The sequence below is a fragment of the Lysinibacillus sp. FJAT-14745 genome, assembly GCF_001275675.1.
GTDB lineage: Bacteria > Bacillota > Bacilli > Bacillales_A > Planococcaceae > Lysinibacillus.
Genome location: NZ_LITM01000004.1, coordinates 103,446 through 129,386 on the forward strand (window position 1 = coordinate 103,446; position 25,941 = coordinate 129,386).

General features: G+C 37.8%; 24 protein-coding genes and 1 riboswitch. Of the genes, 18 read left to right on the forward strand and 6 right to left on the reverse strand.

Annotated features, from left to right (window positions below; translation table 11 throughout):
* Positions 1 to 89 precede the first annotated feature (89 nt).
* Positions 90 to 671: a DUF305 domain-containing protein gene (locus AMS59_RS07030; protein ID WP_053483039.1), complete on the forward strand. Its 582-nt coding sequence runs from the start codon at positions 90 to 92 to the stop codon at positions 669 to 671.
* Positions 672 to 759: 88 nt separating this feature from the next.
* On the opposite strand, the gene AMS59_RS07035 is transcribed toward AMS59_RS07030, so the two are convergent.
* Positions 760 to 1,356, reverse strand: coding sequence for a metallophosphoesterase (locus tag AMS59_RS07035; protein WP_053483106.1), 597 nt, complete (start codon positions 1,354 to 1,356; stop codon positions 760 to 762).
* 490 nt (positions 1,357 to 1,846) lie between these two features.
* Here AMS59_RS07035 and AMS59_RS07040 point away from each other — a divergent pair, with 490 nt between their 5' ends.
* From AMS59_RS07040 to AMS59_RS07085, 9 genes are all read left to right on the forward strand, one after another.
* Positions 1,847 to 3,343, forward strand: a complete 1,497-nt coding sequence (locus AMS59_RS07040) for a class I adenylate-forming enzyme family protein (protein ID WP_082337420.1) — start codon at positions 1,847 to 1,849, stop codon at positions 3,341 to 3,343.
* Between the two features lie 374 nt (positions 3,344 to 3,717).
* Positions 3,718 to 4,704 (forward strand): C39 family peptidase, encoded by a 987-nt coding sequence (locus AMS59_RS07045; RefSeq protein ID WP_053483040.1) that lies wholly within the window; start codon positions 3,718 to 3,720, stop codon positions 4,702 to 4,704.
* Positions 4,705 to 4,826: 122 nt separating this feature from the next.
* Positions 4,827 to 6,056 carry a hypothetical protein gene (locus AMS59_RS07050; protein WP_053483041.1) on the forward strand — a complete coding sequence of 410 codons (1,230 nt, stop codon included), beginning with the start codon at positions 4,827 to 4,829 and terminating at the stop codon, positions 6,054 to 6,056.
* Positions 6,056 to 6,757, forward strand: a complete 702-nt coding sequence (locus AMS59_RS07055; RefSeq protein WP_053483042.1) for an aspartate/glutamate racemase family protein — start codon at positions 6,056 to 6,058, stop codon at positions 6,755 to 6,757. Before AMS59_RS07050 ends, AMS59_RS07055 begins: the two co-directional genes overlap by 1 nt.
* A gap of 383 nt (positions 6,758 to 7,140) precedes the next feature.
* A complete protein-coding gene (locus tag AMS59_RS07060) occupies positions 7,141 to 8,289 on the forward strand; it encodes a DEAD/DEAH box helicase (protein WP_053483043.1) in 1,149 nt (382 codons plus the stop codon).
* Between the two features lies 1 nt (position 8,290).
* Positions 8,291 to 9,520, forward strand: a complete 1,230-nt coding sequence (locus AMS59_RS07065; RefSeq protein ID WP_053483044.1) for an aminopeptidase — start codon at positions 8,291 to 8,293, stop codon at positions 9,518 to 9,520.
* A 33-nt stretch (positions 9,521 to 9,553) separates the two neighbouring features.
* Positions 9,554 to 10,468, forward strand: coding sequence for an SGNH/GDSL hydrolase family protein (locus AMS59_RS07070; protein WP_053483045.1), 915 nt, complete (start codon positions 9,554 to 9,556; stop codon positions 10,466 to 10,468).
* A 479-nt stretch (positions 10,469 to 10,947) separates the two neighbouring features.
* Positions 10,948 to 12,105 carry an exonuclease SbcCD subunit D gene (locus tag AMS59_RS07080; protein ID WP_053483047.1) on the forward strand — a complete coding sequence of 386 codons (1,158 nt, stop codon included), beginning with the start codon at positions 10,948 to 10,950 and terminating at the stop codon, positions 12,103 to 12,105.
* Positions 12,102 to 15,182 (forward strand): AAA family ATPase, encoded by a 3,081-nt coding sequence (locus AMS59_RS07085; protein WP_053483048.1) that lies wholly within the window; start codon positions 12,102 to 12,104, stop codon positions 15,180 to 15,182. The genes AMS59_RS07080 and AMS59_RS07085 overlap by 4 nt, the downstream gene beginning before the upstream one ends.
* A 210-nt stretch (positions 15,183 to 15,392) precedes the next feature.
* On the opposite strand, the gene AMS59_RS07090 is transcribed toward AMS59_RS07085, so the two are convergent.
* Positions 15,393 to 15,728, reverse strand: coding sequence for a DUF4870 domain-containing protein (locus tag AMS59_RS07090; RefSeq protein ID WP_053483049.1), 336 nt, complete (start codon positions 15,726 to 15,728; stop codon positions 15,393 to 15,395).
* Positions 15,729 to 15,852: 124 nt separating this feature from the next.
* Positions 15,853 to 15,960, forward strand: a riboswitch (TPP riboswitch).
* A gap of 131 nt (positions 15,961 to 16,091) precedes the next feature.
* Here AMS59_RS07090 and thiT point away from each other — a divergent pair.
* Entirely contained in the window at positions 16,092 to 16,652 is a 561-nt protein-coding gene (thiT, locus tag AMS59_RS07095; protein ID WP_053483050.1) for an energy-coupled thiamine transporter ThiT, read from the forward strand.
* Between the two features lie 471 nt (positions 16,653 to 17,123).
* Entirely contained in the window at positions 17,124 to 17,879 is a 756-nt protein-coding gene (gene map / locus AMS59_RS07100) for a type I methionyl aminopeptidase (protein WP_053483051.1), read from the forward strand.
* 26 nt (positions 17,880 to 17,905) lie between these two features.
* Here the strand turns inward: map and AMS59_RS07105 are convergent, their stop codons facing one another.
* The gene (locus AMS59_RS07105; RefSeq protein ID WP_053483052.1) at positions 17,906 to 18,619 is read right to left on the reverse strand and encodes a hypothetical protein; all 714 of its coding nucleotides are present in this window, start codon (positions 18,617 to 18,619) and stop codon (positions 17,906 to 17,908) included.
* Positions 18,620 to 18,821: 202 nt separating this feature from the next.
* Between AMS59_RS07105 and AMS59_RS07110 the strand changes: the two genes are divergently transcribed.
* Entirely contained in the window at positions 18,822 to 19,655 is an 834-nt protein-coding gene (locus AMS59_RS07110) for a polyphosphate kinase 2 family protein (protein ID WP_053483053.1), read from the forward strand.
* A gap of 301 nt (positions 19,656 to 19,956) precedes the next feature.
* Positions 19,957 to 20,544, forward strand: a complete 588-nt coding sequence (locus tag AMS59_RS07115; protein ID WP_053483054.1) for a GNAT family N-acetyltransferase — start codon at positions 19,957 to 19,959, stop codon at positions 20,542 to 20,544.
* Positions 20,545 to 20,593: 49 nt separating this feature from the next.
* Here AMS59_RS07115 and AMS59_RS07120 read toward each other — a convergent pair whose 3' ends face one another.
* Both AMS59_RS07120 and AMS59_RS26625 read right to left on the reverse strand, forming a co-directional pair.
* Positions 20,594 to 21,157 carry a carbonic anhydrase gene (locus tag AMS59_RS07120; RefSeq protein WP_053483055.1) on the reverse strand — a complete coding sequence of 188 codons (564 nt, stop codon included), beginning with the start codon at positions 21,155 to 21,157 and terminating at the stop codon, positions 20,594 to 20,596.
* A gap of 182 nt (positions 21,158 to 21,339) precedes the next feature.
* Positions 21,340 to 21,474 carry a hypothetical protein gene (locus AMS59_RS26625; protein ID WP_255350001.1) on the reverse strand — a complete coding sequence of 45 codons (135 nt, stop codon included), beginning with the start codon at positions 21,472 to 21,474 and terminating at the stop codon, positions 21,340 to 21,342.
* Between the two features lie 922 nt (positions 21,475 to 22,396).
* On the opposite strand from AMS59_RS26625, the gene motA reads away from it, so the two are divergent.
* Positions 22,397 to 23,200, forward strand: coding sequence for a flagellar motor stator protein MotA (gene motA / locus AMS59_RS07125; RefSeq protein WP_053483056.1), 804 nt, complete (start codon positions 22,397 to 22,399; stop codon positions 23,198 to 23,200).
* Entirely contained in the window at positions 23,184 to 23,960 is a 777-nt protein-coding gene (gene motB / locus AMS59_RS07130; RefSeq protein WP_053483057.1) for a flagellar motor protein MotB, read from the forward strand. The genes motA and motB overlap by 17 nt, the downstream gene beginning before the upstream one ends.
* Positions 23,961 to 24,024: 64 nt before the next feature.
* Here the strand turns inward: motB and AMS59_RS07135 are convergent, their stop codons facing one another.
* Complete coding sequence (locus tag AMS59_RS07135; protein WP_053483058.1) at positions 24,025 to 24,246, reverse strand: DUF1128 domain-containing protein; 222 nt, start codon at positions 24,244 to 24,246, stop codon at positions 24,025 to 24,027.
* Between the two features lie 378 nt (positions 24,247 to 24,624).
* Here AMS59_RS07135 and AMS59_RS07140 point away from each other — a divergent pair, with 378 nt between their 5' ends.
* Positions 24,625 to 24,951, forward strand: a complete 327-nt coding sequence (locus AMS59_RS07140) for a hypothetical protein (RefSeq protein WP_053483059.1) — start codon at positions 24,625 to 24,627, stop codon at positions 24,949 to 24,951.
* A 23-nt stretch (positions 24,952 to 24,974) separates the two neighbouring features.
* On the forward strand, positions 24,975 to 25,913 hold the full coding sequence (locus AMS59_RS07145; RefSeq protein ID WP_053483060.1) for a YihY/virulence factor BrkB family protein: 939 nt from the start codon (positions 24,975 to 24,977) through the stop codon (positions 25,911 to 25,913).
* Positions 25,914 to 25,941: the final 28 nt, after the last annotated feature.

Here is a 25,941-nt window from a genome sequence, read left to right on the forward strand (position 1 = left end):
CTGGCAAGAAACAATAGATATCAGTTGGTACAATTGTCTACAGCACGACAATCTATCGGGCATATATTACTCTGAAAGGAGTGTGTCTAATGACTAAAACAGTTGTACTCAGTAATGTAACAAAGGCTTATTTAGAGGATAATCAAAGAATCCTCGATAAAATGATGCAGGGCATGACCTATGTGACAATTACATGTAGTATTTCAGAAAATTTTATTAAGCAAATATTACCGCATCAAGTAGCTGCTATTAAATTGTCGGAAAATGTTTTGCAATACACCACTAATATACTTGTACAAAATCTTGCATTAGAAATAATAGCAACAACTACGGAGACTGTTGAATGCCTCGAAGCGATACAAAATAGATGCTGTATCGTACAAAATTCGGAATGTGAATTGTACGAATACATGTGTGCGTATAAAGAAATTACCGGAGCTATGTTCCAAGCAATGAATTTACCGCCTGTTTCCAATAATATTAATATAAACTTTCTGCGAACAATGATTGTTCACCATCAGGGAGGCGTTCGACTAGCACAAAACGTTTTAAGGTTCTGTATTTGCCAAGAATTAATACCAATCCTTCGAAATATGATTCAAACTATGTGCGATCGTATTTGTGAAATGGAAAAATTACTAGATGCTTTAAAGGATTGTGAGAATTGCTAGTTTAAAAAACGCTAGAGTCAAAGTTGACTTTAGCGTTTTTTGTATATTAGCGAAACTCCATATTGAGGTGTGTTCTTGATGAAAAAAATCAAACATTCTCAACAGAAGGAGCGCACATAAATGTTACTGTTCGTTTATTACTATCGTAAAGACACCACTCACGGTGATCAACAACTGATCCAACATTGATACCGTACTGCTTTTCTTGTAGTGCAATTGGTTGGCCAAAGCGAATACGAATAGGTAATTTTTTATTGAGATGATAAAGACCTGATTCATGACTATGTCCGAAGAAAAGAAGTGGTTTTTTGAATGGCGGAAATGTAGGTTGCCACGTCACACTCCATTGAAATTGATGTCCATGTATAAGTGTTGCACCATCAATCTCCATTGTTTCAGGTAGCTCTGTAAAACGTTCGATGCCAGTGACAAGTGTAATACGCTCTTCCTGATTACCGCGAATTGAGGGGAATGTTAGTAAATTTTCAAAATCATTTTCTACTATCGCAGCTTTTTGTAGCGGTATACCCGATAATGTTTGTGCCTTTTTCTTGCTTACAGTACATTCATATAAATCACCTAATCCCAATACTTTTGCATCTTTCGCAGTTCGCTGAATATGGGCTAGAACTGCCTTCGTATCCTCTATATTAGAATGTAAATCTCCTAAAAGCGCGTACAGCATTTTAATCAGGCCTTTCTTAAAAATCAATATACAATATCATACACCTAACAGAAATTGATAGAAAAGTAAAATGTATGGTTCATCACTAAAAGTCGTGGATGACTTTTGGTAAAACGTATACTATGTGAATAAGTTGATTGGAGTGGAGACTGGGCGACTCCTTGGGGATCAGCGTCACAGATGAGACCCTGCAGCGAAGCGAAGCGGCTCATCGGACGCCCCCAGGAAAGCGCCCAGTCGGAACGGAAATCAACCACACGTTTTGGTGATGATCCAAATGTATAAGTATATTTAGTAAAATATTGGTCGTATTTTGGTTCATCACCATAGCGTAAGCTGATTTCCGTTCCAACTTGCGCTCTGGGCCTCATACTTTTTTATGTATAGAAAAATTGCCAACCTTTTCATAGATTGATAAAATATAATTGTAATTTTCTGAATTTTCTTATAGCGTGAGGGTAATGAATATTAAAGATTTGGGGGGCTTATGATGACGATGTTAATGACAGATATTCTACAAAACTATGCTGTGCAGCAACCAAAAGGGATTGCAACGGTATACGATGGGACAAAGCTAACTTATAGTGAATTTTATAAAAGTGCAGAAAAATTCGCAGCGTACTTACAAGAGCAAGGTTTTAAAAAAGATGATGTAATTGCATTATATACGCTCAATTCAGATTTATTTTTAATTGCTTATATCGGTGTTCAGTTAGCGGGCTATGTTGTCATGCCCATTAATACAAAACTAGCAGCTCCAGAGGTCGAATTTATTTTTAATCATTCAGAAGCTAAAGGACTTATTTATGATGAAAGGTTAGAGGATGTACTCGCAACTATGGCGTATCCGTTTCAACATATTGTAGGGCTCAAAGAAATGAAAGAAGTTATTAAAAACTATCCAGGTCAAAGTAAAACTGTCAAATTGGAGCCTCATGATACTGCTGTTGTTATGTATACTTCTGGTACGACGGGTAAACCGAAAGGAGTAATGCTAACTCATCAAAATATTGTATCAACTGCGGATATATGGTCGTCATCAATGGATATGACCAATGAGGATAAAATGTTTATTTGTACGCCTTTATTTCATTGTGCAGGTCTTCATGTATTTGCGATGCCAATGTTTTATAAAGGCGGTACGATGGTTATAGAAGAGGCTTTTTCTTCGACAAACACATTAGAACAGTTTGCCGCTACAGCTTCAACAATTTTCTTTGGTGTTCCGTCAATGTATACAATTATTTTAAATACACCTAACTTTAAGGAACATACATTTAAAAATTTACGTTTATTATGTTACGGAGCGGCACCGATGCCTTATGAGCTTGTTAAGCAAGTGAAAGAGGCATTCCCTAATGTGAAAGTACAAAACCTGTATGGACAAACTGAAAATTCTCCTGCGGCCACTTCCCTTTTAGATGCCGATGCATTGACAAAGATTGGATCAGTAGGAAAACCATTAGCACAAACAGACGTCCGTGTTGTTGATAGCTTTGGTGAAACTGTGCCAGCAGGTGAGGTAGGAGAAATTTGTGTCAAAGGACCACAAGTCATGAAAGGTTATTTACGTAGTCCTGAAGAAACAGCTAGAACAATTAAAGGTGGCTGGCTTTATTCAGGAGATTTAGGACGTTTTGATGAAGAAGGTTATCTCTATATTGTTGATCGTAAAAAAGATATGATCATTCGAGGTGGCGAAAATATTTATCCTATCGAGGTAGAAGAGGTTTTATATCAACTGCCAGAAATTTTAGAAGCAGCCGTTGTAGGTTTACCACATGAAGTATATGGTGAAGTTCCGAAAGCATTTGTCGTATTGAAGGAAGGAAAGTCTTCCGATGAAGAGGCGATATTGGCTTATTGTCGGACTCAGCTTGCAAAGTATAAAGTGCCACATGAAATTGAGTTTTTAACTGAATTGCCACGTAATGCCTCGGGTAAAGTTTTGAAGCATACATTACGACCGAGAGTAAGCACGCCATAAATAAAGTGTATAAAAGTAAAACTCGAAAGTAGCAAACCTAGTAATACCTTGATAAGATGCACTCTAAATTTAGAGATGTTATTGTGTCGCATATAGAGGGTATATGAAGATCAATTAGGCCTCTGCGCATTTGCGTCTGAGGCTTTAAGTCAGCAGATTTTTATTGCGCGAAAGCGTTTCGCATTGATAAATTACTACAGGACGTGGCGTTCTTAGACTGAGTTCCTCTATTTCACTGGATGTTTGGACAATGCTGAAAGAAGTTAAAATAGGAACGTCTATGAAATTAGCGTATAATAGAGTCTGCGACAAATTGAAATAATATAATAGAATTGAAGTTATTGTCTTCAAACAAGATAGGAGCGGAATTTGTCTTGTGGACGAGGTATAAACACCTTTTACTAATAGGTATTATGATCATCATGCTACTTTCGAGTTGTAATCCAGTTTCTCAGCAGGAAACGCAAAACAAAGGATTAACGGTTTTAACGGTAGAATTTAATAGTGGTGCACCCATACCTAACCTTTATATAACTGCTACAGATATAGAGACGGGTAAGGTAGTGGAGGATGCAGTTGGCTCGGAAGAGGGCGAAGCAACATTTTCGAAGCTTATCGAGGGACGGAAATATGCTATGGCGGCAACTACGCTTGAAAATAGTACGAAAAACGATGGTTATACGACAATCGAAAATTTTACATATGATGCGACAAAGCCGTATTATCGATTGGAAACACATTTTTCAAGGGACGAGCAAGAGCTGGATGTGCCAGTTGTTATGCAAAATCCTGAACTACCACATGGCTGTGAAATAACATCGTTAACAGCTGTATTAAATTATTATGGGCTAGATGTTACGAAGCTGGAAATGGCTGATAACTATTTACCAAAGCAAACAATAAGTATAGTAGACGGACAACGATTTGGTCCAAATCCAGCACAGGCTTTTGCGGGAGATCCTCGTGATAAAGCACATGGTATGTATGTCTTTGCAGCTCCGATTGTCAAAGCAGCAGAGGCAGTAATAGCTGATAAACAGGCAGACTTACGAGTGACAAATAAGAGTGGAGCCTCGCAGGATGAAATTTTACAGCTTGTTCGGGAGGGAGTCCCTGTTGTGACATGGGTGACATTGGATTTATCAGAGCCGAAAATAAATCCAGATAAGGGTTGGATCTATGAAGGTGAAACAGTGCCGCATAAAGCGTTTATGAACTTACATGCTGTTGTTTTAACCGGGCATTTAGGTGATAAAGTAGTTGTCATGGATCCATTAAAAGGCTTTGTCACTTACAATGTCGATCAGTTTTTTAAAAGCTATAAAGATTTAGATAAACAAGCTGTAGCCGTTCATAAATGATTCAAAGAAGAGTTATAAGGAGTACAAGGAAAGTATGTTACACTTATAAAAAAGGCTCATCACTGGGGATGAAACCCAGCGTTATGTGAGAGCCTAAAAAAAGCTAAAGTGAGTTGAGTAGAATGGCCATTGAGCACACTTTTTTACCGGTTTTATTAGGAGATGAAATGAATGCTTACGGCATGGCAAGAGCATTTTACGAGTCCTATGGCGTTAAACCACTTGCATTAAATCATACGAATATGGAGAAAATACAGCAAAGTGATTTATTAACATTTCGTGAAGTTCCAAGACTCCATATTGAAGAACGCTTTGTCATTGCGTTAAAGGCAATTGCAGAGGAATTTGCAGGTAAAAAATTGCTGTTATTAGCCTGCGATGAATTTTACGTAAAAAAAATTGTGCAACATAAAGAGGAACTAGCAGAGTATTTTGTAATTCCTTATGTGGATGCTGAACTTGCTAACGAGCTATTGACACGTGAGAGCATGTATGAACTTTGTGCGAAGTTCGACTTTCATTATCCGGCAATGCATGTTTGCACTGTCAATGACTATGAGGGGTTTGACATCCCTTTTGAATACCCAGTTGTCATTAAACCTTTGAATATGACAAAGTATGCTACATGTATTTTTCCAGGCAAGAAAAAAGTGTATATTGCAAAAGATAACGACGAAAAGGATGCTATTTTCCATGCTATTTATAAGGAATCGGCATACCGAGATGACATAATGGTACAGCAATATATTCCTGGCGAAGATGCTCATATGTGCGTCGTAAATGCTTATGTTGGGCAAGATCGTAAGGTGAAACTGCTTTCAGTAGGTAACCCGATTTTAGAAGAGCATTCTCCAGAGGGGATTGGTCGCTATGTAGCCATCATGACAGCATATGATAAAGAATTAATGGACCGCGTGAAATTGTTTCTAGAAGAAATACGATTCCAAGGCTTTGCTACGTTTGATATGAAGTATGATGAACGTGATGGTCAATATAAGTTATTAAGTATTGAATTACATAATGAACTTTCAAATTATTATGTGACAGCAAGTGGCCATAATTTAATGCAATATGTTGCGGATGATTTTATCCGCGGAAGCAAGCAACAGCTAACATATGTTCAGAACAAGCATCTTTGGACAATTGTGCCAAATGGTGTCCTCTTTAAATATGTACAAAATGAACAGCTTGTGATTGAAGCGAAAAGCCTTATTCGCCAAGGTATGGCAACGGATTCCATCTTTAATTATAAGGATATGAATGCGAAGCGTTGGTTGAATATAACGCTAGATAATTTAAGCTTTTATCGCCAATATAAGAAATATTTTAACAACAAAGGTCTGTCAAACTAATGGAAAAACAAACTTTAGGTATAATTGGTGGCGTTGGTCCACTTGCAACGATGTTTATCGGTGAAATGATTGTAAGACGTACGAAGGCAACAAAGGATCAGGAGCATCTACATACAATCATTGATAATGATACAAATATCCCTGATCGTACTGCCTTTATTTTAGACAGTACAAAGGAAAATCCTGTACCAGTAATAGTCGCAGATGCAAAAAAGCTTGCTTCTGTTGGGGCAGATGTGATTGCTATTCCATGTAATACGGCACATACCTTTTATGATGAGATTGTTGAAGGTTCTCCAGTTCCTGTATTACATATGATAAGAGAAACGGCAAAGCGCGCCTCTGATTTAGGGGCAGAGCGTGTAGGTATTTTAGCGACAACGGGTACATTAACCTCACGTATGTATCAAGATGCGTTAGAGGAATTTGGTATAACACCAGTTTTACCAGACGATGTGATGAAAGAAAAAGTCATGTCTATTATTTATGATTATGTAAAGGCTGGAAAAGATGTCTCTCAGGAGGACTGGCAGCCGATAGAAGAAGCAATGCTTGCACTTAATTGCGATCGTATCGTATTAGGATGTACTGAATTATCAATCGTCAATCGAGATTTAAAATTAAGTAACAAATATATCGACTCATTAATCGTTTTAGCAGAACGTGCTATATTGGCATGTGGCTATAAAATTGTAGATTAACAATTGTATGAACTTATTTCAGCAGGTGTTTTTTATAGCGTCAGCTACAAAAAACACCTGCTGAAATAGAGGAACTCAGTCTAAGAACGCCACGTCCTGTGTCAACGACTGAGTGACCAACATCATGTTGGCCCAAAAATCTGTTCGCTTTTCACAGGTAAGTTGTAAACCTTCAAAGAAGCTCAAGTGTCTATGAGGGCTTGAAGGCTGACAAATCCCGTGCATAAGTCGCTCAGATTTTTTTTATTCGCATACTCAAAAATAGATAGGTGAAACTAAGAAAACCTCATTATAACGATAATATAATGGTTTACGTACTTATGAAGTAGGAAAATGATTAGTGTGTTAAACTAGTGTCAAGCAGATAGAAGGTGGGAAATTACATGTCAGTAATAAATTTATTAAATGAAGATGTACAAGCAAAATGGAAATTTGAAGAGCCGATGAAAATTCAAGAAGAAATGATTCCAGCAATGCTTGAGGGCAAAGATATTGTAGCTGAATCGCCGACAGGGTCGGGGAAGACTTTAGCGTATGTACTTCCTTTACTAAATAAAGTAAACGGTTCAAAAAAACAAACACAAGGACTTATCGTAGCCCCATCACAGGAGCTAGCAATGCAAATTGTAGAGGTTATCCGTGAATGGACAGCAGGTTCTGATATTACGGTTCAACAACTAATTGGTGGCGCAAACTCTGCACGTCAAATCGAAAAGTTAAAGAAAAAACCGACGATAGTTGTAGGAACACCTGGCCGATTAAATGAATTAGCACGTGCTGGGAAATTAAAGCTAAAAGAAATTGAAACAGTTATTTTAGATGAGTGTGATCAGTTACTAAGTCGTGAATATCGTGTTGTCGTAAAATCCTTTATCGAAGGTGCAGCATTTGGGCGACAAGTAGTTGTTGTTTCAGCAACAATTACGGAGGAAATTGAATTAGTAGCTAGTCGCATGATGTTCGAGCCATTACGTTTCAAAATCAAACCTGAGGATATGTTAAAGGTTGGTAAAGTTGTACATTCTTTCGTGAAAGTGGAGGAGCGTGATAAAACTGATTTCCTACGCCGACTATCACATACGGAAGGATTACGTGGATTGGCTTTCGTCAACAATATCGATCAATTGCTGATGAAGGAAACGAAATTACAATATCGTACGGCACCGATTGTGACATTACATTCTGACATGAAGAAGGAAGAACGTAAAAAGGCGTTAGATGCATTCCGTAAAGGTGATGCGCGTATTTTAATTGCAACAGATATTGCAGCACGTGGTTTAGATATTGAAGGTTTAACACATGTTATTCATGTCGATGTTCCAAGAACAATTGAGCAGTATTTGCATCGTTCTGGTCGTACAGGTCGTGCTGGAGCAGATGGTGAAGTATTAACGTTATTATCTTATCGTGATGAAAAAACGTATAAAAAATGGACAAGAGAAATTTCAGCAAAACCTGTACAGAAAGTATGGCATGAAGGCAAGCTAGTGGAGGGTAATTCAAAAACAATTGGACAAAAGCGAGGTAAATAATATGACTTTTGAAGAAAAATTACAAGCATATGCAGAACTTGCGGTAAAAGTAGGTGTCAATATTCAACCAGGGCAATACTTATTAGTTAACACATCAGTGAATGCGCTAGATTTTGCCCGTTTAGTTGTGAAAGAAGCTTATAAGGCTGGGGCAGGACGTGTTCATGTTAACTTTTCAGATGATGAAATGGATCGTGCTTACTTTGAGCATGCCTCAAATGAAGAATTTAATCGTTTCCCAGAATGGATAGTTAAAATGCGTGACGAAGTGATCGAACGTAAAGGAGCACTACTATGGATTGATGCTGCAGACCCTGATAAATTAACAGGGATTTCAGCAGATCGTCTAGCTACCCATCAAAAGGTATCAGGAGCTGCTCTGAAAAACTATCGCAACGCCGTAATGAAGGATTTAATAGCTTGGTCGATCGTTGCCGTCCCTTCACCAAAGTGGGCATCGAAGGTATTCCCGAACTTAGCAGCTGAGGAACAAGTACCAGCATTATGGGAGGCCATTTTTAAAACTGTGCGTATCGGTGAAGGCGATGCTGTTGAAAACTGGCGTGAACACGTAGTAAATTTAGAATCTCGTGCGGCCCTACTGAACAATAAAAAATATGCGAAGCTTCACTATACAGCGCCAGGCACTGATTTAACAATTGCGTTAGCGCCACAGCATAAATGGCTTACTGGAGGTAGTAAAACGCCAGATGATACTATCTTTATTGCTAATATGCCGACAGAAGAGGTTTATACGTTACCGATGAAACAAGGTGTAAATGGCTTTGTAAGCAATACAAAACCATTAGTTTATCAAGGGAATATTATCGATGGCTTTAAACTGACAATTGAAGAAGGAAAAATTGTTAAGGCTGAAGCACGAGTAGGTCATGATTTATTACAGGAGCTTATTAATGTAGATGAAGGCTCTTGCTATTTAGGTGAGGTAGCACTTGTACCGCATGAATCACCAATTTCAGCATCTGAGATTTTATATTTTAATACATTGTTTGATGAAAATGCATCGAATCATTTAGCGATTGGTGAAGCTTATCCAACTTGCCTAGAGGGTGGAAGAGATTTAGAGAACGGACAGCTTGAAGCGTTAGGTGCAAATATTTCAGTTACTCATGAGGACTTTATGATTGGCAGCGGTGAGATGGACATTGACGGTATTTTACCAGATGGAACTGTAGAACCAATTTTCCGCAAAGGTAGCTGGACATTTTAGGCGGCTCTTGATGTGAAGAAAGGAGTAAGGCAGATGAAACGATTTCTAAGCATAATTGGTACAGCTATATTAATGATGGCATTAGGTGTTTCATCTGCTTTTGCTCAGACTGAAAACTACCTATCAATTGGAGATTCCTTGGCGGCTGGTCAAACGCCTTATCAACAGATTGATACAGGCTACAGTGATTTAATCGCCATGAAATTAGGGATGACTGGACAATTGAGTTTCTATACGAAGGAGCTCGCTTTCCCAGGCTATACAACAGCTGATGTCTTGAAACGAGTAAAGTCAGAGGAAGCAAGTGATTTATTAGCTAATGCAACACTTATTACTGTTTCGGCAGGTGCCAACGATTTACTACGTCTAGTGCAGGTCAATCCAACTGCCGGTACATTAGCCTTTGCGCAGCTACAAACAGATTATGCATTAAACGTTGCCAGAAAAAATATGGCGGAGATTTTAGAAGAATTGAAAATGCGGGCACCTAAAGCAAAGGTCTATGTAATGGGCTATTATTTTGCTTATCCAAATGCTCATGCTACGCAAAAAGAAGGCACAAATACACAGCTTGTAAAGCTAAATACGATTTTACAGAAACAGGCAGAGCATGCTGGAGCAGCTTATGTAAACGTCTATGATGCTTTTGGGTTAAACGCAACAAATCTTGTACCCAATATCTCTGATGTACATCCAAATTTTGAAGGCTATCGCCATATGGCAAATGCATTTTTACATGAATATAGCGGCAGTAAAGCACTAGCCATTTCTTCAAATGAATTGCCAAAACCTAACCCTGCTTCATTTGAGCAGATTTTAAAACAACTAGCGAAGGCTGAGCAGAAACAAGAAGAAAAAGTAAAGCCAAAACCTACTGCGCGTATCATTCCAGGTTTTACAGGATACGTCGCTTTTATGGAGAAGGTAAAAGCTAAAGAATTGTTTTAATAATAATTATTTGTAACAGGGCATCGACAGTGATGCTCTTTTTTATGTTGAATATCTATCAAAATATAAGTGATGGATAGAATTGTCGGGGCGACGGAAAGAACCCCCGGAGCGACGGATAGAATCGACGAAGCGACGGATGATATCGTCAGAGCGACGGATAGAACTGAAGCGACGGAAAGAATTGTCGGGGCGACGGAAAGAACCCCCGGAGCGACGGATAGAATCGACGAAGCGACGGATGATATCGTCAGAGCGACGGATAGAACTGAAGCGACGGAAAGAATTGTCGGAGTGACGGAAAGAACCCCCGGAGCGACGGATAGAATTGACGAAGTGACGGATGGAATCCCTGAAGTGCGGGATACGCCGACACTTTAGCTCCCCACGTTATGATGAGGAACCTTTATTAAACTAATAAAAGGAAAAACAATCAATCCATCAGCATGATAAAATGAAATAGACAGGAGGCGCAAAGAATGAAAATATTTCATACAGCAGATTGGCATTTAGGGAAGCTTGTACAAGGCGTCTATATGACCGAGGATCAACATTATATTTTACAGCAATTTATGCTAGCCATTGATGAGGAAAAACCGGATGTTATCGTTATAGCAGGTGATTTATATGACCGTTCGATGCCCCCTATTGAGGCAGTGAATTTACTAAATGATATTTTGGCGAAAATTGTGCTTGATAAAAAAATACCTGTGTTAGCGGTTGCTGGGAATCATGATAGTGCAGGTCGATTGAACTTTGGCAGTAGTTTAATGAGTGATAGTGGCTTACATATTAAAGGCCAATTTACGAAAGATCATGCACCGATAGTTTTCCATGATGAGTATGGTGAAGTACATTTTCACCTCGTACCTTATGCAGAGCCGGCTTCAGTTCGGACTATTTTAGAGGATGATTCTATTCGATCTCATCAAGAGGCGATGGAAAAAATTATCGAACATATTGGGCAAAGTTTAGATACGACGAAGCGTAATGTTTTTGTTGGACATGCCTTTGTGACGAAGTATGGAGAAGAGGAAGCGAATACGAGTGATTCTGAGCGACCTTTATCGATAGGAGGCTCGGATTGCATAAATGCAGCGTTGTTTAAGGCTTTTAATTACACAGCACTTGGACATTTGCATAAAGCGCATTTTGTGTTGAATGAAACGATTCGATATGCTGGCTCTCCATTGAAGTATTCATTATCGGAGCACTTACATGAGAAGGGCTTTTTAATAGTGGAGCTAGATGCACAGGGAGAAATCACTGTCACAAAACGAAAGCTTATAGCGAGACGAGATTTACGTGTGGTAGAGGGCTTAATGGATGATTTATTGCAATTACCACCAAGTGATGATTATGTATTTGTACGCTTAACAGATACTACGTCAGTAACTTCGCCGATGGAACGTATTCGTACAGTATTTCCTCATGCGATGCATGTTGAGCGAAAAGTAATACGTCAAGAAGTACCACATGAAATTCAGGCGATAGAGACAGAGAAAATAGAAGACATCGATTTATTCCGATCATTTTTTACAGATATAATTGGCATACAGCCAGATCAAGATACAGAGCGTCTATTTACAGAGATGCTGCAAGAATTATTAGATGAGGAGCGGGAGACAGTAAAATGAAGCCTTTAAAGTTAACGATTACTGCATTCGGTCCATATAAAAATACTGAGATTATTGATTTTCAACAGTTAGGTGAACATCGTCTATTTGCGATTTCCGGAAAAACAGGTGCAGGGAAAACGACGATTTTTGATGCTATTTGCTATGCACTTTACGGAGCGGGTAGCGGTGAAGATCGACAGGATACTGCTATGCTACGAAGCGGGTTTGCAGATGATGATGTCTATACGGCTGTGGAGCTCGTTTTTGAAATGCATGATAGAGTCTATCAAATTTTACGTCAGCCAGGTCATATTAAAGAAAAAAACAAAAGTGTTACTGGCAAGAAAATTGAACTAGCTGAAATCAAAGGAGACACGCTTGATTATAGTATTGTAGAAAAGCAGCAAACGCTTGAGGTAGATAAAAAGCTACAGGATATAATCGGCCTCACAAAGGATCAGTTTAGTCAAATTGTTATGCTACCACAAGGTGAATTTCGCAAATTGTTAACCTCAGATTCTACGAATAAAGAAGTTATTTTGCGCAAAATTTTTAAAACAGATCGCTTTGGTACGATGACAAAAAGACTTGATGGGAAACGAAAAGAAGCGGAAAGTGATTTACTGCGTGCTCAACAATTAAAGGAGCATCTACTTGGTCAAATCGCAGGGGCTTTACCACAGCGTTCGTCATCTTTATTTACTTGCATTACTAATAATACTGAAAATATGCATCAACTGAAGAAGGCTCTTGAAGAGGAGCAGACCTATTATACGGAATGTATACAATTGGAACAACAGCGCTATAAAGAGGCTTATGCACATCATCATAAAGAGCAAGAATATTATAGTGTGGCAAAAACATTAAATGAGCAATTTGATGAGCAAACTAATCGTCAGAATCGCCTACAAGCATTGCTTGAAGAACAAGATGTATATAGCGCAAAAGAACGTGAAATTGCATTAGCAGAGAAGGCGGAGCGTCTTGTCATACTTGAGCAACAATGTATTGATTTACGTGCTGAGCAAAATCGTAAAGAACAATCTTTTCAGCAAGCAATGACAGAGCAGCAAAACGCAGAAGCTCAGTTAAAGATAGCACAGGAAAAGTTTAACGTTGAAGAGGCGAAAGAACCTGAACGTCAACATGTTCTACAACAGGAATTACAGTTGCAAACATTATTACCGACATTCGAGGCGTATGAGAACAATCTGCAGCAAATGCAAATAGCTGAACAATATGTTGCAACAGCAAAGCTAGCAGTAGACGATAATAGTAAAATTGTAGAAACAGGACAAATGCAAGTTCAACAACTAGCAAAAACAATTGATCAATATGAAAAACAACTTGAGCCATATGAAAGTTATTTAGAACAGCTACCAAAGCTAAAAGAGCAAGTGTCATTACTAGCGCAAGTTGAAAAATACACGAGAGCAGTTGCAACTGCGGAGCAAGATGTAGCTACTGCTAATGTCCATTATCAAAAAAGTAAACAGGCTCTTCAAAAGTTGGAGCAGCAATGGATTGCGAGTCAGGCAAGTATTTTAGCACAGCAACTTAAGGACGGAGAGCCTTGCCCAGTGTGCGGTAGTACAACACATCTCGAAACGCATTCTGAGCAATTAGAAATGATCGAATTAGCACAAGTAGAAGCTTTACGTGGAAAAGCTACTACTGATGAGCGCAAGTTTTTAGAGAAAGAAGCTTTATTGAATTCTACAAAGCATCTTCTACAAGAGGCGCTAGAACAGTTAGAGACGAATGAGATTGATCAATCGAATCAAGCACAAATTGTAGCTTCCTTACAAAATATAGAACAACAAATTACAACCTTAAAAGTAGTGAGCAATCAATTATCTGATATACGCATGAAACAAAAGGATCATCGTGCACGACTGGAGCAGCTACAAGAAAAGCACATAAAACTAGAACAATATTTAGTTGAGAAGACGAAGGAATTGACTAAGCAACAAGCGATTGTGGAAGAGCAGCAAAAGCATATTCCAGAAAATCTTACGACACTACAAGCATTGAAGCAGGCGATTGCTGATATAGGTTCACAAAAGGTTGCATTACAAACTGCGTGGAATAGCAGCCAGCAAAGTCTGCAATCTGCTAAGGAAGCAGCAAGTAATGCTAGAATGACCGTAGAAATAGCGAAACAGGCTTTTGAAGAATTAAAGTTGAAAATGGATGAAAAGCGCGAGCAATTTTCAGTAAGTATGAAGGAAGCAGGCTTTGAAAGCTATGAAGAATTTGCTACTGGGAAGCGTAGCGTGTTGCAAATAGAAGCTTTACGGAAGGCTTGCAATGAGTATGCATTGCAAATCCACACATTACAAGTACAAATTGCTGAAGGAGCAAAGCATCTAAAAGGGCAAGAGAAGCAAGATCTAACGGCAATGGAAGAAAAGTTAGAAATGCTTCGTGTAACATATGAGGAAGCCTTTAAAGTATTGCAACAGATCGAAGGATTTGCAAAAGCTTGCGGAGACTTTATCGAAAAAGTTGAGGAGACCGAACAGGAGATTCGCTTACTTGAAAAAGAGGCGGGACGAGTGAAGGAACTTTATGCAATGTTAAATGGACAGAATGCGAAAAAGCTGTCTTTTGAGCGTTATATTCAAATCAATTATTTAGATAAAATTACAGAGGCAGCGAATGTTCGGCTTTATCATTTATCCAACGGTCAATTTGAGCTCCGACGTTCAGATCGATTAGAAAAGCATGCCAAGCAAAGTGGGCTTGGACTAGATGTGTATGATGCCTATACGGATCAATTACGAGATGTGAAAACATTATCAGGGGGAGAAAAGTTTAATGCGTCTTTAAGTCTTGCCCTTGGTATGGCAGATGTTATTCAAAGCTTTCAAGGTAATATCCGCATTGAAACGATGTTTATTGATGAGGGCTTTGGTTCTCTCGATGAAGAAGCGTTAAATAAGGCGATTGATACGCTTATTGATTTACAAGATTCCGGACGCATGATCGGAGTCATTTCACACGTTGCAGAGTTAAAGGCTACAATGCCCGCTGTGTTGCATGTCGAAAAAGCAATGAACGGTCATAGTCAAACATATTTTGAAGTGAAATAACAAAGAGGCGTATCTCCGTTGCATGGAAATACGCCTTTTTGTTATTTTTTAGTTACGTTAGGATTTGTACCTTTTTTTGCAGCTATTACTTTTTTTACAATCGGGATTACGATAGGTGCTAATTTTATAGCGGTTTTAACAACTTTAGATACTTTCACAAAATAACAGCTCCTTAAGTACTATCTGTTCAAGGTGAGGTTGGAATGGAACTTATCGGATAACTCGAATAGCTTGAATAATATTCCAAATAACGACTCCTAATGAAACGAGAATGTAAATTGCGAATGAAGCAAACCAAATGATAAGAAAAGAATTGCTATCTGAATTTAGGTCAACATTGGTGCTGAATGATAATGTTGAGAAGACAAAGACTGCAAATAATATAATTCCGAATGCGACTGGGATTACATGTGATATTAGTGCTCGAATAGAGTGACTCTTTACGTCGCTATCTTTTGCAACAAAGTAAACGACTAATGGCACAATAAAGGGTGCGAATAAAATACTGAGATAACTAAAGGCAGATAAAATTTTTTGGTTCTCCATAGTTGTACCTCCTTTTTTAATATTTACGCATGAAAAACAGTAAAGATTCAAAAAATAATATGGAAGAGGTTGTAATCGTAACCGTGTTTGCGTACAATGAGGTTGTTCAAATAAATTAAGATGTAACGACCACAAGGGGAGCTGATGATGTCAGCTGAGACTGGGCACGTAATGCCTCGACTCTTTGAACCTGTAAGTTAACACTTGCGTAGGGATGTGGATAGAAACCGACACTTTTACGATGTGAGGCTCTGTCCTGGCATCGTTTTTTATCTTTATTGATGCCAGATAGGGACATATTTGCCAACTGTTTTCTATTCCTGCTCTTGTATCCTACATCGGAACAAAGGAGAGAATAATTTTATGGACAATAAAAGACTTTTAATGCTTGTGGAGATTGCGATATTCGCAGCGATAGGCCTTGTGCTAGATCAGGTTTCCTTTAAAGTATGGGCACAAGGAGGTTCTGTTAGTCTAGTGATGGTGCCAATTATTTTAATAGCATTCCGCTGGGGTATTATTCCGGGTCTTACAACGGGTTTACTCATTGGTGTAATGCAAACAATGTTTGGTGCCTATATTGTGCATTGGCTTCAAGGATTACTTGATTATGGTGTTGCCTTCACGATAGTGGGTTTAGCGGCCGTTGTTCGTCGACCAGTGCTCGAGGCTTCTAAAGATTTAAACAAAAAGAAAATGGCGCTTTATATTATTTTAGGAACGGTATTAGCAGGCTTTTTACGTTATGCAGCACATACCATTGCGGGCGCTGTATTTTTTGCAGAGTATGCTGGCGATCAAAATGCGTGGATTTATTCAATTATCTATAATGGAACATATATGCTACCAGCAACGATTTTAACAGCGATTGTAGGTGTTTTGTTATTTACGGCAGCACCTCAATTAATGCAACGAAAATCCTAATTAGTATGCCCTTCACATGAGTGGAGGGTTTTTATTTTATTAAATTGAATGAAGAATTGTTGCTTTTTTAGCTAGTTAGGGATGGCGTAATTTAAACCTTTTGTTATGTATATAAGTTGATTGGAGTGGAGGCTGGGCGACTCCCAGCGTCACAGATGAGACCCTGGAGCGAGCAGGTAGAGGAACGAAGGCTAAAACCATCACGTCCTGTGATAACGCCTTCGTGACCTACATCGTGTAGGCCTAAGCGGCTCATCAGACGCACCCAGGAAGCTCTGCTCTGTGCGAAAGCGAAGCGGCAGCAACAAAGCGCCCAGCCGGAACGGAAATCAACCCCACGTTATGGAGATGAGCCTGTTTTCAGCACTTTACAATTTATGATGGCATATAATATTTAAAGCGTTTAGCGTTTTTTGTATAAAAAGTTATGTTATATTAATGAATAGATATTAGATGAAAGGGACGTTAAAAATGATTGTAAAAACGCAAGAAGAGATTGAAGCATTTAAAAAAATCGGCCGTATTTGTGCTGAAATTCGTGAGGCAATGAAGGCTGCTACAAAACCAGGTGTAACAACACTTGAACTGGATGAAATTGCAGGTCGTATGTTTGCTGAGGCAGGAGCAGTTTCTGGACCTAAAGGGGAGTATGATTTCCCAGGATACACATGTATTAGTGTTAATGAGGAAGTTGCACATGGTATTCCAGGTAAACGTGTGATTAATGACGGAGATATCGTCAATATAGATGTATCTGGTTCATTAAATGGCTATTTTGCGGATACGGGCATTTCATTTGTCGTTGGTGAAGGCTATGAGGATAAAGAAAAGCTATGTCGCGTAGCTAAAAGTGCTTTTGACCGTGCGATGACAAAAGTAAAAGCCGGATCAAAATTAAACCAAATCGGAAAAGCTGTTGAGCGTGAAGCATATGCCAATGATTTAACAGTAATTATGAACTTAACAGGTCATGGTTTAGGTCGTTCATTACATGATGAGCCAAATCATATTTTAAACTATTATGATGCATGGGATTCTACAATTATGAAAGAGGGCATGGTGCTTGCAGTCGAGCCATTTATCTCAGCGAAAGCGGAGCATATTGTGGAATCTGGTGATGGTTGGACATTCGTTACGCCAGACAAATCATTAGTTGCTCAAATTGAACATTCAATTATCGTTACAAAAGACAAACCAATTATTTTAACTTCACTTGATGAACAATAAAAAAGCTAAAAATCCTGCTAACCAATTTATTTTTGGTAGGCAGGATTTTTTTTAATAAATAATATACCGACAAGTAGCACTCCACATAAAAACAAGGCTGCCGTCGTTACAAGTAGCTCATCAAAACCATTATGTAATGCGACCCCAATATAGGACCAGATAAATACACTTGGATAGATAATATCAAAATAATGGAATCGGATATGTAGCGCTATTGCTACCCCAAGTGTCAGTGAAATAACTGCCCATAGTGGATTACTAAGGCCAAAACCATTCCATTGATAAGATGTTAGCGTTAAGCTTACATTTGTCATCAGGCTAAATGTAACCCATGCGAAGTAAATTGAGAAGGGTATACGACCTGTGAGTGAATTATTGCTGAGAGGGTACGTTTCGTACAATTTATATAAGTACAGTACTAAAATGAACGTACTGACAATTGACAGGATATATAGTTCGTGATGCCAAACAACAATCGCTAACGCCTGCATGATACAAATGCTACTAAAGAGAACAGTCTGTTTCATAGTTGTCTTTTTTAGATTCATGACTAACCAATAACCAAGTAACATGTAAACCCCAATCCAAATCACATAACTAACATTAAAAGGTGCAAATATTACAGGAAAACGATTTGAAATCTCTAAAGAAGATTGACCGTTTATTTTCATGAAATAGGATGAAAAGGTTAGGATGAGTGAGACAATATAAGTGATTGTCATCAAAAAAAATCGAGGCATGTTTTCCTCTCCCTTCGTGTTAAATTGTATAGGGAAAAGACAAATAAGTATAGGACTGTAACAATATTTCCATTATAACGGAAATTTCCAACAATGTATCGTGTTGTTTCGTTAAAAATATCTACAATTTACCATTTGAATAGGCAGTCATATATTTCTTTAGTACAATAAGAATATTCAAATGTAAGGAGTGAAGTTTTTAATGACTCAAAATTTAAATGATCTAGATTTATCAGTTAAACTGGATAAGAAAATGTATAAAAAGAAATTAAAAGTACTCCAATATGAAATGTTAAATGCTCAACAGTTTTTATTAAACAATAAAATTGGGCTAATTTTAGTATTTGAAGGTATGGATGCTGCTGGTAAGGGTGGCGCTATTAAACGTCTAATTGAACGTGCTGATCCTCGTGGCTATGTCGTACACCCAATTTCAGCACCTCAGCCGCATGAACTGCGCTACAATTATTTACAACGCTTTTGGAGAAAGTTGCCACAGCATGGTCAAATTGCTATTTTTGATCGCTCATGGTATGGTCGTGTATTAGTTGAGCGTATTGAAGGATTTGCAACAACGGAAGAGTGGTCTCGTGCATACGAAGAAATTAATAATTTTGAAAAGATTTTAACAGCAGGAGATTATATTGTTATTAAGTTTTGGCTCCAAGTATCTGATGAGGAGCAGCTTAATCGTTTCAAAGAACGCGAGTTGGATCCATATAAGTCTTGGAAGCTAACAGATGAAGACTGGCGAAATCGTGACAAAACACCTCAGTATATAGAAGCGGCGAATGAAATGTTTGAGAAGACGGATAAGAAAAGTGCGCCATGGGTTCTAGTACCAGGGGACGATAAACAATATGCACGTGTACAGGTGTTGCAAGAAACATTAGCACATATTGAACGTGAGGCAAAAAAACGTGGCCTTCATTTAACGAATATATTAGGCGAAGCACATTTAGAAGATGCTGAATCATCTAGCCTTGAATTGCTAGAAGAGAAGCCTAAAAAACAAAAAAAACAAAAAATGAAATAATGTTAAGGATGCTGTAACAACGAAATGTTTTAGTTGTAGCAGCATCTTTTTTTACATACAATAAAGTAAAACTTCAATCAGTGGGTGTTTCATCCACTGATTGTTAGTTGAACCAATCGGGCTTTTACGGTCAGTTAATCGTCTACTATGACGACAAATCTCAATTTAAAGTTGGGAAAGCCATTTACTGACCGTTAAAGCGGGATAAAGTAAAACTTCAATCAGTGGGTGTTTCATCCATTGATAAAATGAACTCAGGCATTAAAACGTGTTGATAATTATCGGAAGGTTAGTGTGGAAAATGGTGCTTAAAATTTGGAGATTATTGAGGAAAAAGGGTGAAAATGTGGTATCAATTCAGGGCGGGAAATGCTACATTCGCACATTTTATGAAAAAGATGCACAAAGTTTAACTGATCTCGTAAGTCGCAATAAATACTTTTGGTCTACATACGAACCGTTACAACGACCGGAATATTATACAATTAATGCTCAATATAAAAAAATTCAAGAAAGCTTATACTTAATGGATTCAAAGAGAGAATTTACTTTCGGTATTTTTGAGCCAGGTACAAATAATCTAATAGGGCATATTGCTCTTTATGCAGTAAAACGTTTACCGTATTCCAGTGCATTTGTTGGTTATGCGATGGATGAAATTTATATTGGAAAAGGGATCGTGACAGAAGCAGTTAATATGGTCGTGCAATTTGCGTTCGAGCAAGTAGGCTTACATCGAGTAGAGGCTTATGTTTCAACACAAAATAATCCTTCTATCCGAGTTTTAGAAAAGGCTGGATTTCAGCGTGAAGGTCTTTTAAGAAAGCTGCTGTATATTAATGGTCAATGGGTGGATCATTATATGTATGCACGTTTAGAGGGCCAATAAAAAGAAGCGTCTATCTTTCGTTGTTTGAAGGATAGACGCTTCTTTCTTACTATTGTTTGCTACCGTCTATGATTAAATCAAGGCGACCTGTATTTGGATCAATTACTAATCCATGAACAGGCACATCTTTAACCATTAACGGGTGATTGCGAATTGTATCGACGCTTTTCTTTACACTTGTTGCTACGTCGCCAAAGCCACGTAAAAACTCTTTTAAATCGAGACCTGAATATTCTACCGTTTTGATCGTTTCAGGGTTAATCCCTCTAGCAACCATTTTATTTAGCATTGCTTCTGGGTCAACTGCACTCATACCGCAGTCGTAATGTCCAACAACATACACCTCATCTGCTTGTAGTTCATAAACAGCTACAAGTAAACTACGCATAATTGCACCAAAAGGGTGACTAACTAATGCCCCAGCACTTTTAACGATTTTTACGTCGCCATTACGCATATCCATAGCTTTAGGTAATAGCTCTACAAGACGAGTATCCATACAAGATAACACAACGATGCGTTTATCAGGATACTTTGTTGTAATAAAAGGCTCATATTTTTTTTCTTGAACGAAATCTTCATTAAACTTAAGAATATCTTGTAACATTGTCATGAAAGATTGCTCCCTTCCCTACAGAAATATTTTAGAGCAAAACTTTGAATATGCAAATAATAATGACAATATTCACGCAATTTTATTGAAAAAAAAAGGAGTTTAGTAATTTATTTAGCGAACCGAATTAGTTGGGAATAAATAAAAAACAGCTACGTTTTAGTAGCTGTTTTTTAATGCAATTAATATTTTTCTTTTGGCATTGGATCTACAGTTACTGAAGATTTAGAATCTAAACCAACTTGTAGGTAGTGGATGAAGAATGCTAGAGAAATTAGTAAAACGGCTGAAAAGCCAAGTACAGTCGTAATGAACATAATGAAATCTCCTCTCTCCTAAATAATCTACAATACTATCTAAAGTAATTATACAATAGGTTACTAGGAAAATCTAAGGAGAATTTATGACATCCATAACATGCATAAACCAGACTAATGTTAGTAGGTATAAAATACTTAAAATGTCCAGTTTTCATTACGAAGAATAAGTTCTTTTTACCTATCATTAGTAATGTTTTCTATACTCAGTTACTCTGAACTAATCATAAAGTCATGTGTTAAGTTTTGGTTTAGTTTATTCTTCAACAGCTCTTTAAAGGATACTTCCTTCCGACTCTCACTACAAAAAGAATAGGCAGCATTCTCTATAGCGAATTGATTAGGGGCATTTTCACCAATAATCATAAACAAGACTGTGAAATAGGTAATTCCGTGCCTTTAGATGGTGAAAGTAGTTTTTTGTGCAAGCATAAAGCCAATCTGGACACTATTATACTGAGGCATAATTGATTAAATATGGGAAGAAATCAAATGAGTCTTTCGGAGCGTTTTTATAGTGAGTATGAAAAAAGTGTATTGTCTGATGAATCGATAATAAACTGTTTTGTATCATTTTTATGTTATTTCTTAGTAATTATCTGAATTAGTTTTGAATTATAGTTCGAACAGATTATATGGATATCTTAGTATTTTTGAATATTTAAACCTATTTTTACGGCTAGTTCGGCATATTTTAGTAATTTTGTGTCGAGGATGATAACAAATTCTTAACTTTTTTCGAATAAAGACAATTTAGTGTATTATTCTTAATTCAATATAATCAAATATGGTCGAAAAGTGAATAAAAAGTATTTATTTCGTCGAAAAAAATGTGAAATACATTTATACTATATTATGTGTTTATTAAAAAATGGAAAAAAAGGACGAAATAAAGGTAAATAGGAGATTTGGAGGTTCTAGAATGGATATATCGTCGATTGTAGGGTTAATACTTGCGCTAGTAGCGCTGTTAACAGGAATGGTGCTAAAGGGTGTAAGTTTAAGTGCATTTTATAACCCAGCCGCCATTCTAATTATCATCTTCGGTACAATTTCCGCAGTAACAATTGCCTTCCCAATGAAGGAGTTAAAGCGTGTACCAAAGCTATTTAAAATTCTTTTTAAAGAAACAAAATTAGCAGATGATATTGAGATTATTAAGATGTTTTCACAATGGGCTGATTTAGCTCGCCGTGAAGGTCTATTAGCGCTTGAGAGTAAAGCTTCAGAGATTGAAGACCCATTTTTGAAAAATGGACTTACATTAGCAATTGACGGTCAGAATGCGGACTATATTCGTGACGTCCTAACAGAAGAAGTCGAAGCAATGGAAGAACGTCATGCTAGTGGTTCTGCGATCTTTACACAAGCTGGTACATATGCCCCGACTTTAGGGGTACTTGGTGCGGTAGTAGGGTTAATCGCCGCATTAGCAGATATGAATGACATAGAAAAGCTAGGACATGCTATTTCAGCTGCTTTTATGGCTACATTATTAGGTATTTTTACAGGTTATGTTTTATGGCATCCATTTGCGAATAAATTAAAACGTAAATCTGCTATCGAAGTTAAGCAAAAAAGAATGATGATCGAAGGCATCCTTTCTGTCTTAGAAGGGGAGGCTCCACGCGTTATCGAACAAAAATTATCTTCTTACTTAACAATGGAAGAACGTCGTCAAATTTCTCATGAAAGTGGGGCGGGCGGCCTTGGCAAAGAAAGCTAAGAAAAAAAAGCATGATGATCATATTGATGAGTCTTGGTTAGTTCCGTATGCAGATATTTTAACGCTGCTATTAGCTGTATTTATTATATTATTTGCATCCAGTTCAGTAGACCAAGAAAAGCTAGAGAGAATGTCAGCAGTGTTTAATCAAGTATTTGATGGTGGTACAAGCTTTTTAGATCAGCCTGCACCGATAAAAAGTCCGAATGCAGAAAGTGACCAAGTGCCACAACAAGCACAACAAAACTCTGCTTATTTAAAGGATCAGCAGGAGTTAGCTCAAATTAAAGATAGTGTTGATAATTTCATCGCTGTTCATGAGATGGAAGGTCAATTCGCAACAGCGATGACTGATGAGGGATTACTTGTTACAATTCGTGATAGTATCCTGTTCGATTCGGGGAAAGCAGACATTAAACCAGAGTACATGACAATAGCAAAAGAGCTTGCAGATGTATTGGTATCTAATCCACCACGTAGTATTGTTATTACTGGTCATACGGATAATGTTCCAGCTGGTCCAAACTTCTCTTCTAACTTACAGCTCTCAGCGTTGCGGGCAGTGAACTTCGCAGAAATTCTGTTGAAGAGTAACTCGAAGTTAGATGGTCGAAACTTTAGTACGCAAGGTTTCGGTGAAAATCGTGCCATTGCACCAAATGATACTGCAGAAGGGCGATCTAAAAACCGTCGTGTAGAAGTGTTAATACAACCACTTGTAACTGAGGATGGTTCTGCCGTAAAGAATACAAAAAAATAGAAAAAAGCTATTAGCAAACGGCTTTGGTGCCTCATTGCTAATAGCTTTTTTTACAAAATCCTATTTATTTGCGTAAAGCTCCTAATTCAGCAACGATGGCTTGCATTTCACTAGGACTAAATGTGTTGCGCTTCATGACCATTTCGTATAAATAGACTAGGTCTTCGTAATTAGCTTCATCGAAATTTTCCGATTTCATTGCATCAACATTAACCATACGAAGCTTGTCTTTCATTTGATCAACCATATAAATAACGTTCTCTTTTGACGGTACTGATAAATCCATTATTTAAACCTACCTTTCGTAATCCTCGAAAATATCATTTCATTGAATAAAAAAAATGTCAACACTGTATTTCGACATTGCTTTAAAAATAAACTGTTATTGGGTAGAATAAGGGCAGTAAGTAGTTTAATTATGGTTCATCACCATAACGTGTGGTTGATTTCCGTTCCGACTGGGCGCTTTCCTGGGGGCGTCCGATGAGCCGCTTCGCTGCGCTCCAGGGTCTCATCTGTGACGCTGATCCCCAAGGAGTCGCCCAGTCTCCACTCCAATCAACTTATTTATGGCATACGTTTTAACAAAATCATCCCTAACTTTTGGAGATGAATCTTAATTATCTTAAAGGAATATACATTTACCAAGCAGGGGGTATTTAATATGGGACGAAGTAAATTATTAGCATCTATCGTAGTTGGTGCCACAGTTGGTGCTGCATTAAGCATGTTTGATCGTGCAACGCGTGAGAAAACAATAGCTACAACGAAAAAGATGAAAGAAGCAATATCGTATTATGCAGCCAATCGAGATGAATTACAAGTACTAGTTGAGGAAAAAGTATTGTCCGCTAAAGTGCTGTGTGAAAGCGTATCAGAAAATGTCAACACAATTGTTGAAAAAGTGGATGAATTTAAAGAATTACCTTCCACAATTGAAGGCATGATTAATGATACAAAATCGGCCTTTTCTTTACCAGATAAAGAATAGTTGTCGTACAGGAGGAAATTTGTATGGAGGAGAAAAAAGCATCGATACATACAGCTGTCGGTCTGGTGAAATCATTTGTCTCACCAGACGAAGACACTGTAGATGTGATGACATCAAGGGGCTTTATGCAAGATTTAATGCTACGCTTAAAGCGAGTGGAAATATCAGCTCTTGCAGCGCAATTGGCTTATTTCTTTTTACTATCTTTTTTCCCGCTTCTAATATTTCTAGTCACATTACTACCTTATTTGAATTTAGAGACGACGCAAGTGTATTCATTTCTAGTGAATATAATGCCGGACGAGGTATATAGGCTTATAAAAAATACATTAGATGAAATTTTAACAATTCGTAATAGTAGTTTATTATCTATCGGGGTGCTTGGAACAATTTGGTCTGCCTCCAAAGGAATTAATGCATTGATTAGAGCCTTGAATAAGGCCTATGATACTGAAACTAAGGGGAGTCTATTAGATCGAGGGTTATCCCTTGTTTTCACCTTAGCATTTGTCGTTGTTATTGCTGTCGTTCTACTTTTACCGGTTTTTGGGCAACAAGTGGGGCATTTCTTATTTTCAATTGTTGGCATTGAGGAACAATTTGAAATAATCTGGTATAGAATGCGCTGGTCGATACCACCTCTACTTATTTTTATAGTTTTAATGGGGATATATGGAATTGTTCCGAATACAAATCCTCGTTTGAAGTTAATGGGAGTTTGGCCAGGGGCATTGTTTTCAACTCTTGCCTGGGTGGCAGTAACATATGCTTTCTCTTTTTATATTAATAATTTCGCGAATTATTCCGCTACATATGGCAGTATTGGTGGCGTTATTATTTTAATGCTTTGGCTATATTTCACGGGGATTATTTTAATTTTTGGTGGCATTTTAAATGCGACGATGCAGAAAAAAGTATTGCAAAAAGAACTTATGAAGCAGGAAACGCTAACAAACCGTTAGGATTATTGAAAAGAACAGCCTCGCTATC

Coding starts and splice junctions, on each gene's coding strand:
- AMS59_RS07115 (WP_053483054.1), top strand. CDS start 19,957: ATGGTGCTTAAAATTTGGAGATTATTGAGGAAAAAGGGTGAAAATGTG.
- AMS59_RS07030 (WP_053483039.1), top strand. CDS start 90: ATGACTAAAACAGTTGTACTCAGTAATGTAACAAAGGCTTATTTAGAG.
- AMS59_RS07145 (WP_053483060.1), top strand. CDS start 24,975: ATGGAGGAGAAAAAAGCATCGATACATACAGCTGTCGGTCTGGTGAAA.
- AMS59_RS07140 (WP_053483059.1), top strand. CDS start 24,625: ATGGGACGAAGTAAATTATTAGCATCTATCGTAGTTGGTGCCACAGTT.
- AMS59_RS07065 (WP_053483044.1), top strand. CDS start 8,291: ATGACTTTTGAAGAAAAATTACAAGCATATGCAGAACTTGCGGTAAAA.
- AMS59_RS07050 (WP_053483041.1), top strand. CDS start 4,827: ATGGCCATTGAGCACACTTTTTTACCGGTTTTATTAGGAGATGAAATG.
- map (WP_053483051.1), top strand. CDS start 17,124: ATGATTGTAAAAACGCAAGAAGAGATTGAAGCATTTAAAAAAATCGGC.
- AMS59_RS07085 (WP_053483048.1), top strand. CDS start 12,102: ATGAAGCCTTTAAAGTTAACGATTACTGCATTCGGTCCATATAAAAAT.
- AMS59_RS07105 (WP_053483052.1), bottom strand. CDS start 18,619: ATGCCTCGATTTTTTTTGATGACAATCACTTATATTGTCTCACTCATC.
- AMS59_RS07080 (WP_053483047.1), top strand. CDS start 10,948: ATGAAAATATTTCATACAGCAGATTGGCATTTAGGGAAGCTTGTACAA.
- thiT (WP_053483050.1), top strand. CDS start 16,092: ATGGACAATAAAAGACTTTTAATGCTTGTGGAGATTGCGATATTCGCA.
- AMS59_RS07055 (WP_053483042.1), top strand. CDS start 6,056: ATGGAAAAACAAACTTTAGGTATAATTGGTGGCGTTGGTCCACTTGCA.
- AMS59_RS07120 (WP_053483055.1), bottom strand. CDS start 21,157: ATGACAATGTTACAAGATATTCTTAAGTTTAATGAAGATTTCGTTCAA.
- AMS59_RS26625 (WP_255350001.1), bottom strand. CDS start 21,474: ATGTTCATTACGACTGTACTTGGCTTTTCAGCCGTTTTACTAATTTCT.
- AMS59_RS07135 (WP_053483058.1), bottom strand. CDS start 24,246: ATGGATTTATCAGTACCGTCAAAAGAGAACGTTATTTATATGGTTGAT.
- AMS59_RS07110 (WP_053483053.1), top strand. CDS start 18,822: ATGACTCAAAATTTAAATGATCTAGATTTATCAGTTAAACTGGATAAG.
- AMS59_RS07070 (WP_053483045.1), top strand. CDS start 9,554: ATGAAACGATTTCTAAGCATAATTGGTACAGCTATATTAATGATGGCA.
- AMS59_RS07090 (WP_053483049.1), bottom strand. CDS start 15,728: ATGGAGAACCAAAAAATTTTATCTGCCTTTAGTTATCTCAGTATTTTA.
- AMS59_RS07060 (WP_053483043.1), top strand. CDS start 7,141: ATGTCAGTAATAAATTTATTAAATGAAGATGTACAAGCAAAATGGAAA.
- AMS59_RS07040 (WP_082337420.1), top strand. CDS start 1,847: ATGACGATGTTAATGACAGATATTCTACAAAACTATGCTGTGCAGCAA.
- motA (WP_053483056.1), top strand. CDS start 22,397: ATGGATATATCGTCGATTGTAGGGTTAATACTTGCGCTAGTAGCGCTG.
- AMS59_RS07035 (WP_053483106.1), bottom strand. CDS start 1,356: ATGCTGTACGCGCTTTTAGGAGATTTACATTCTAATATAGAGGATACG.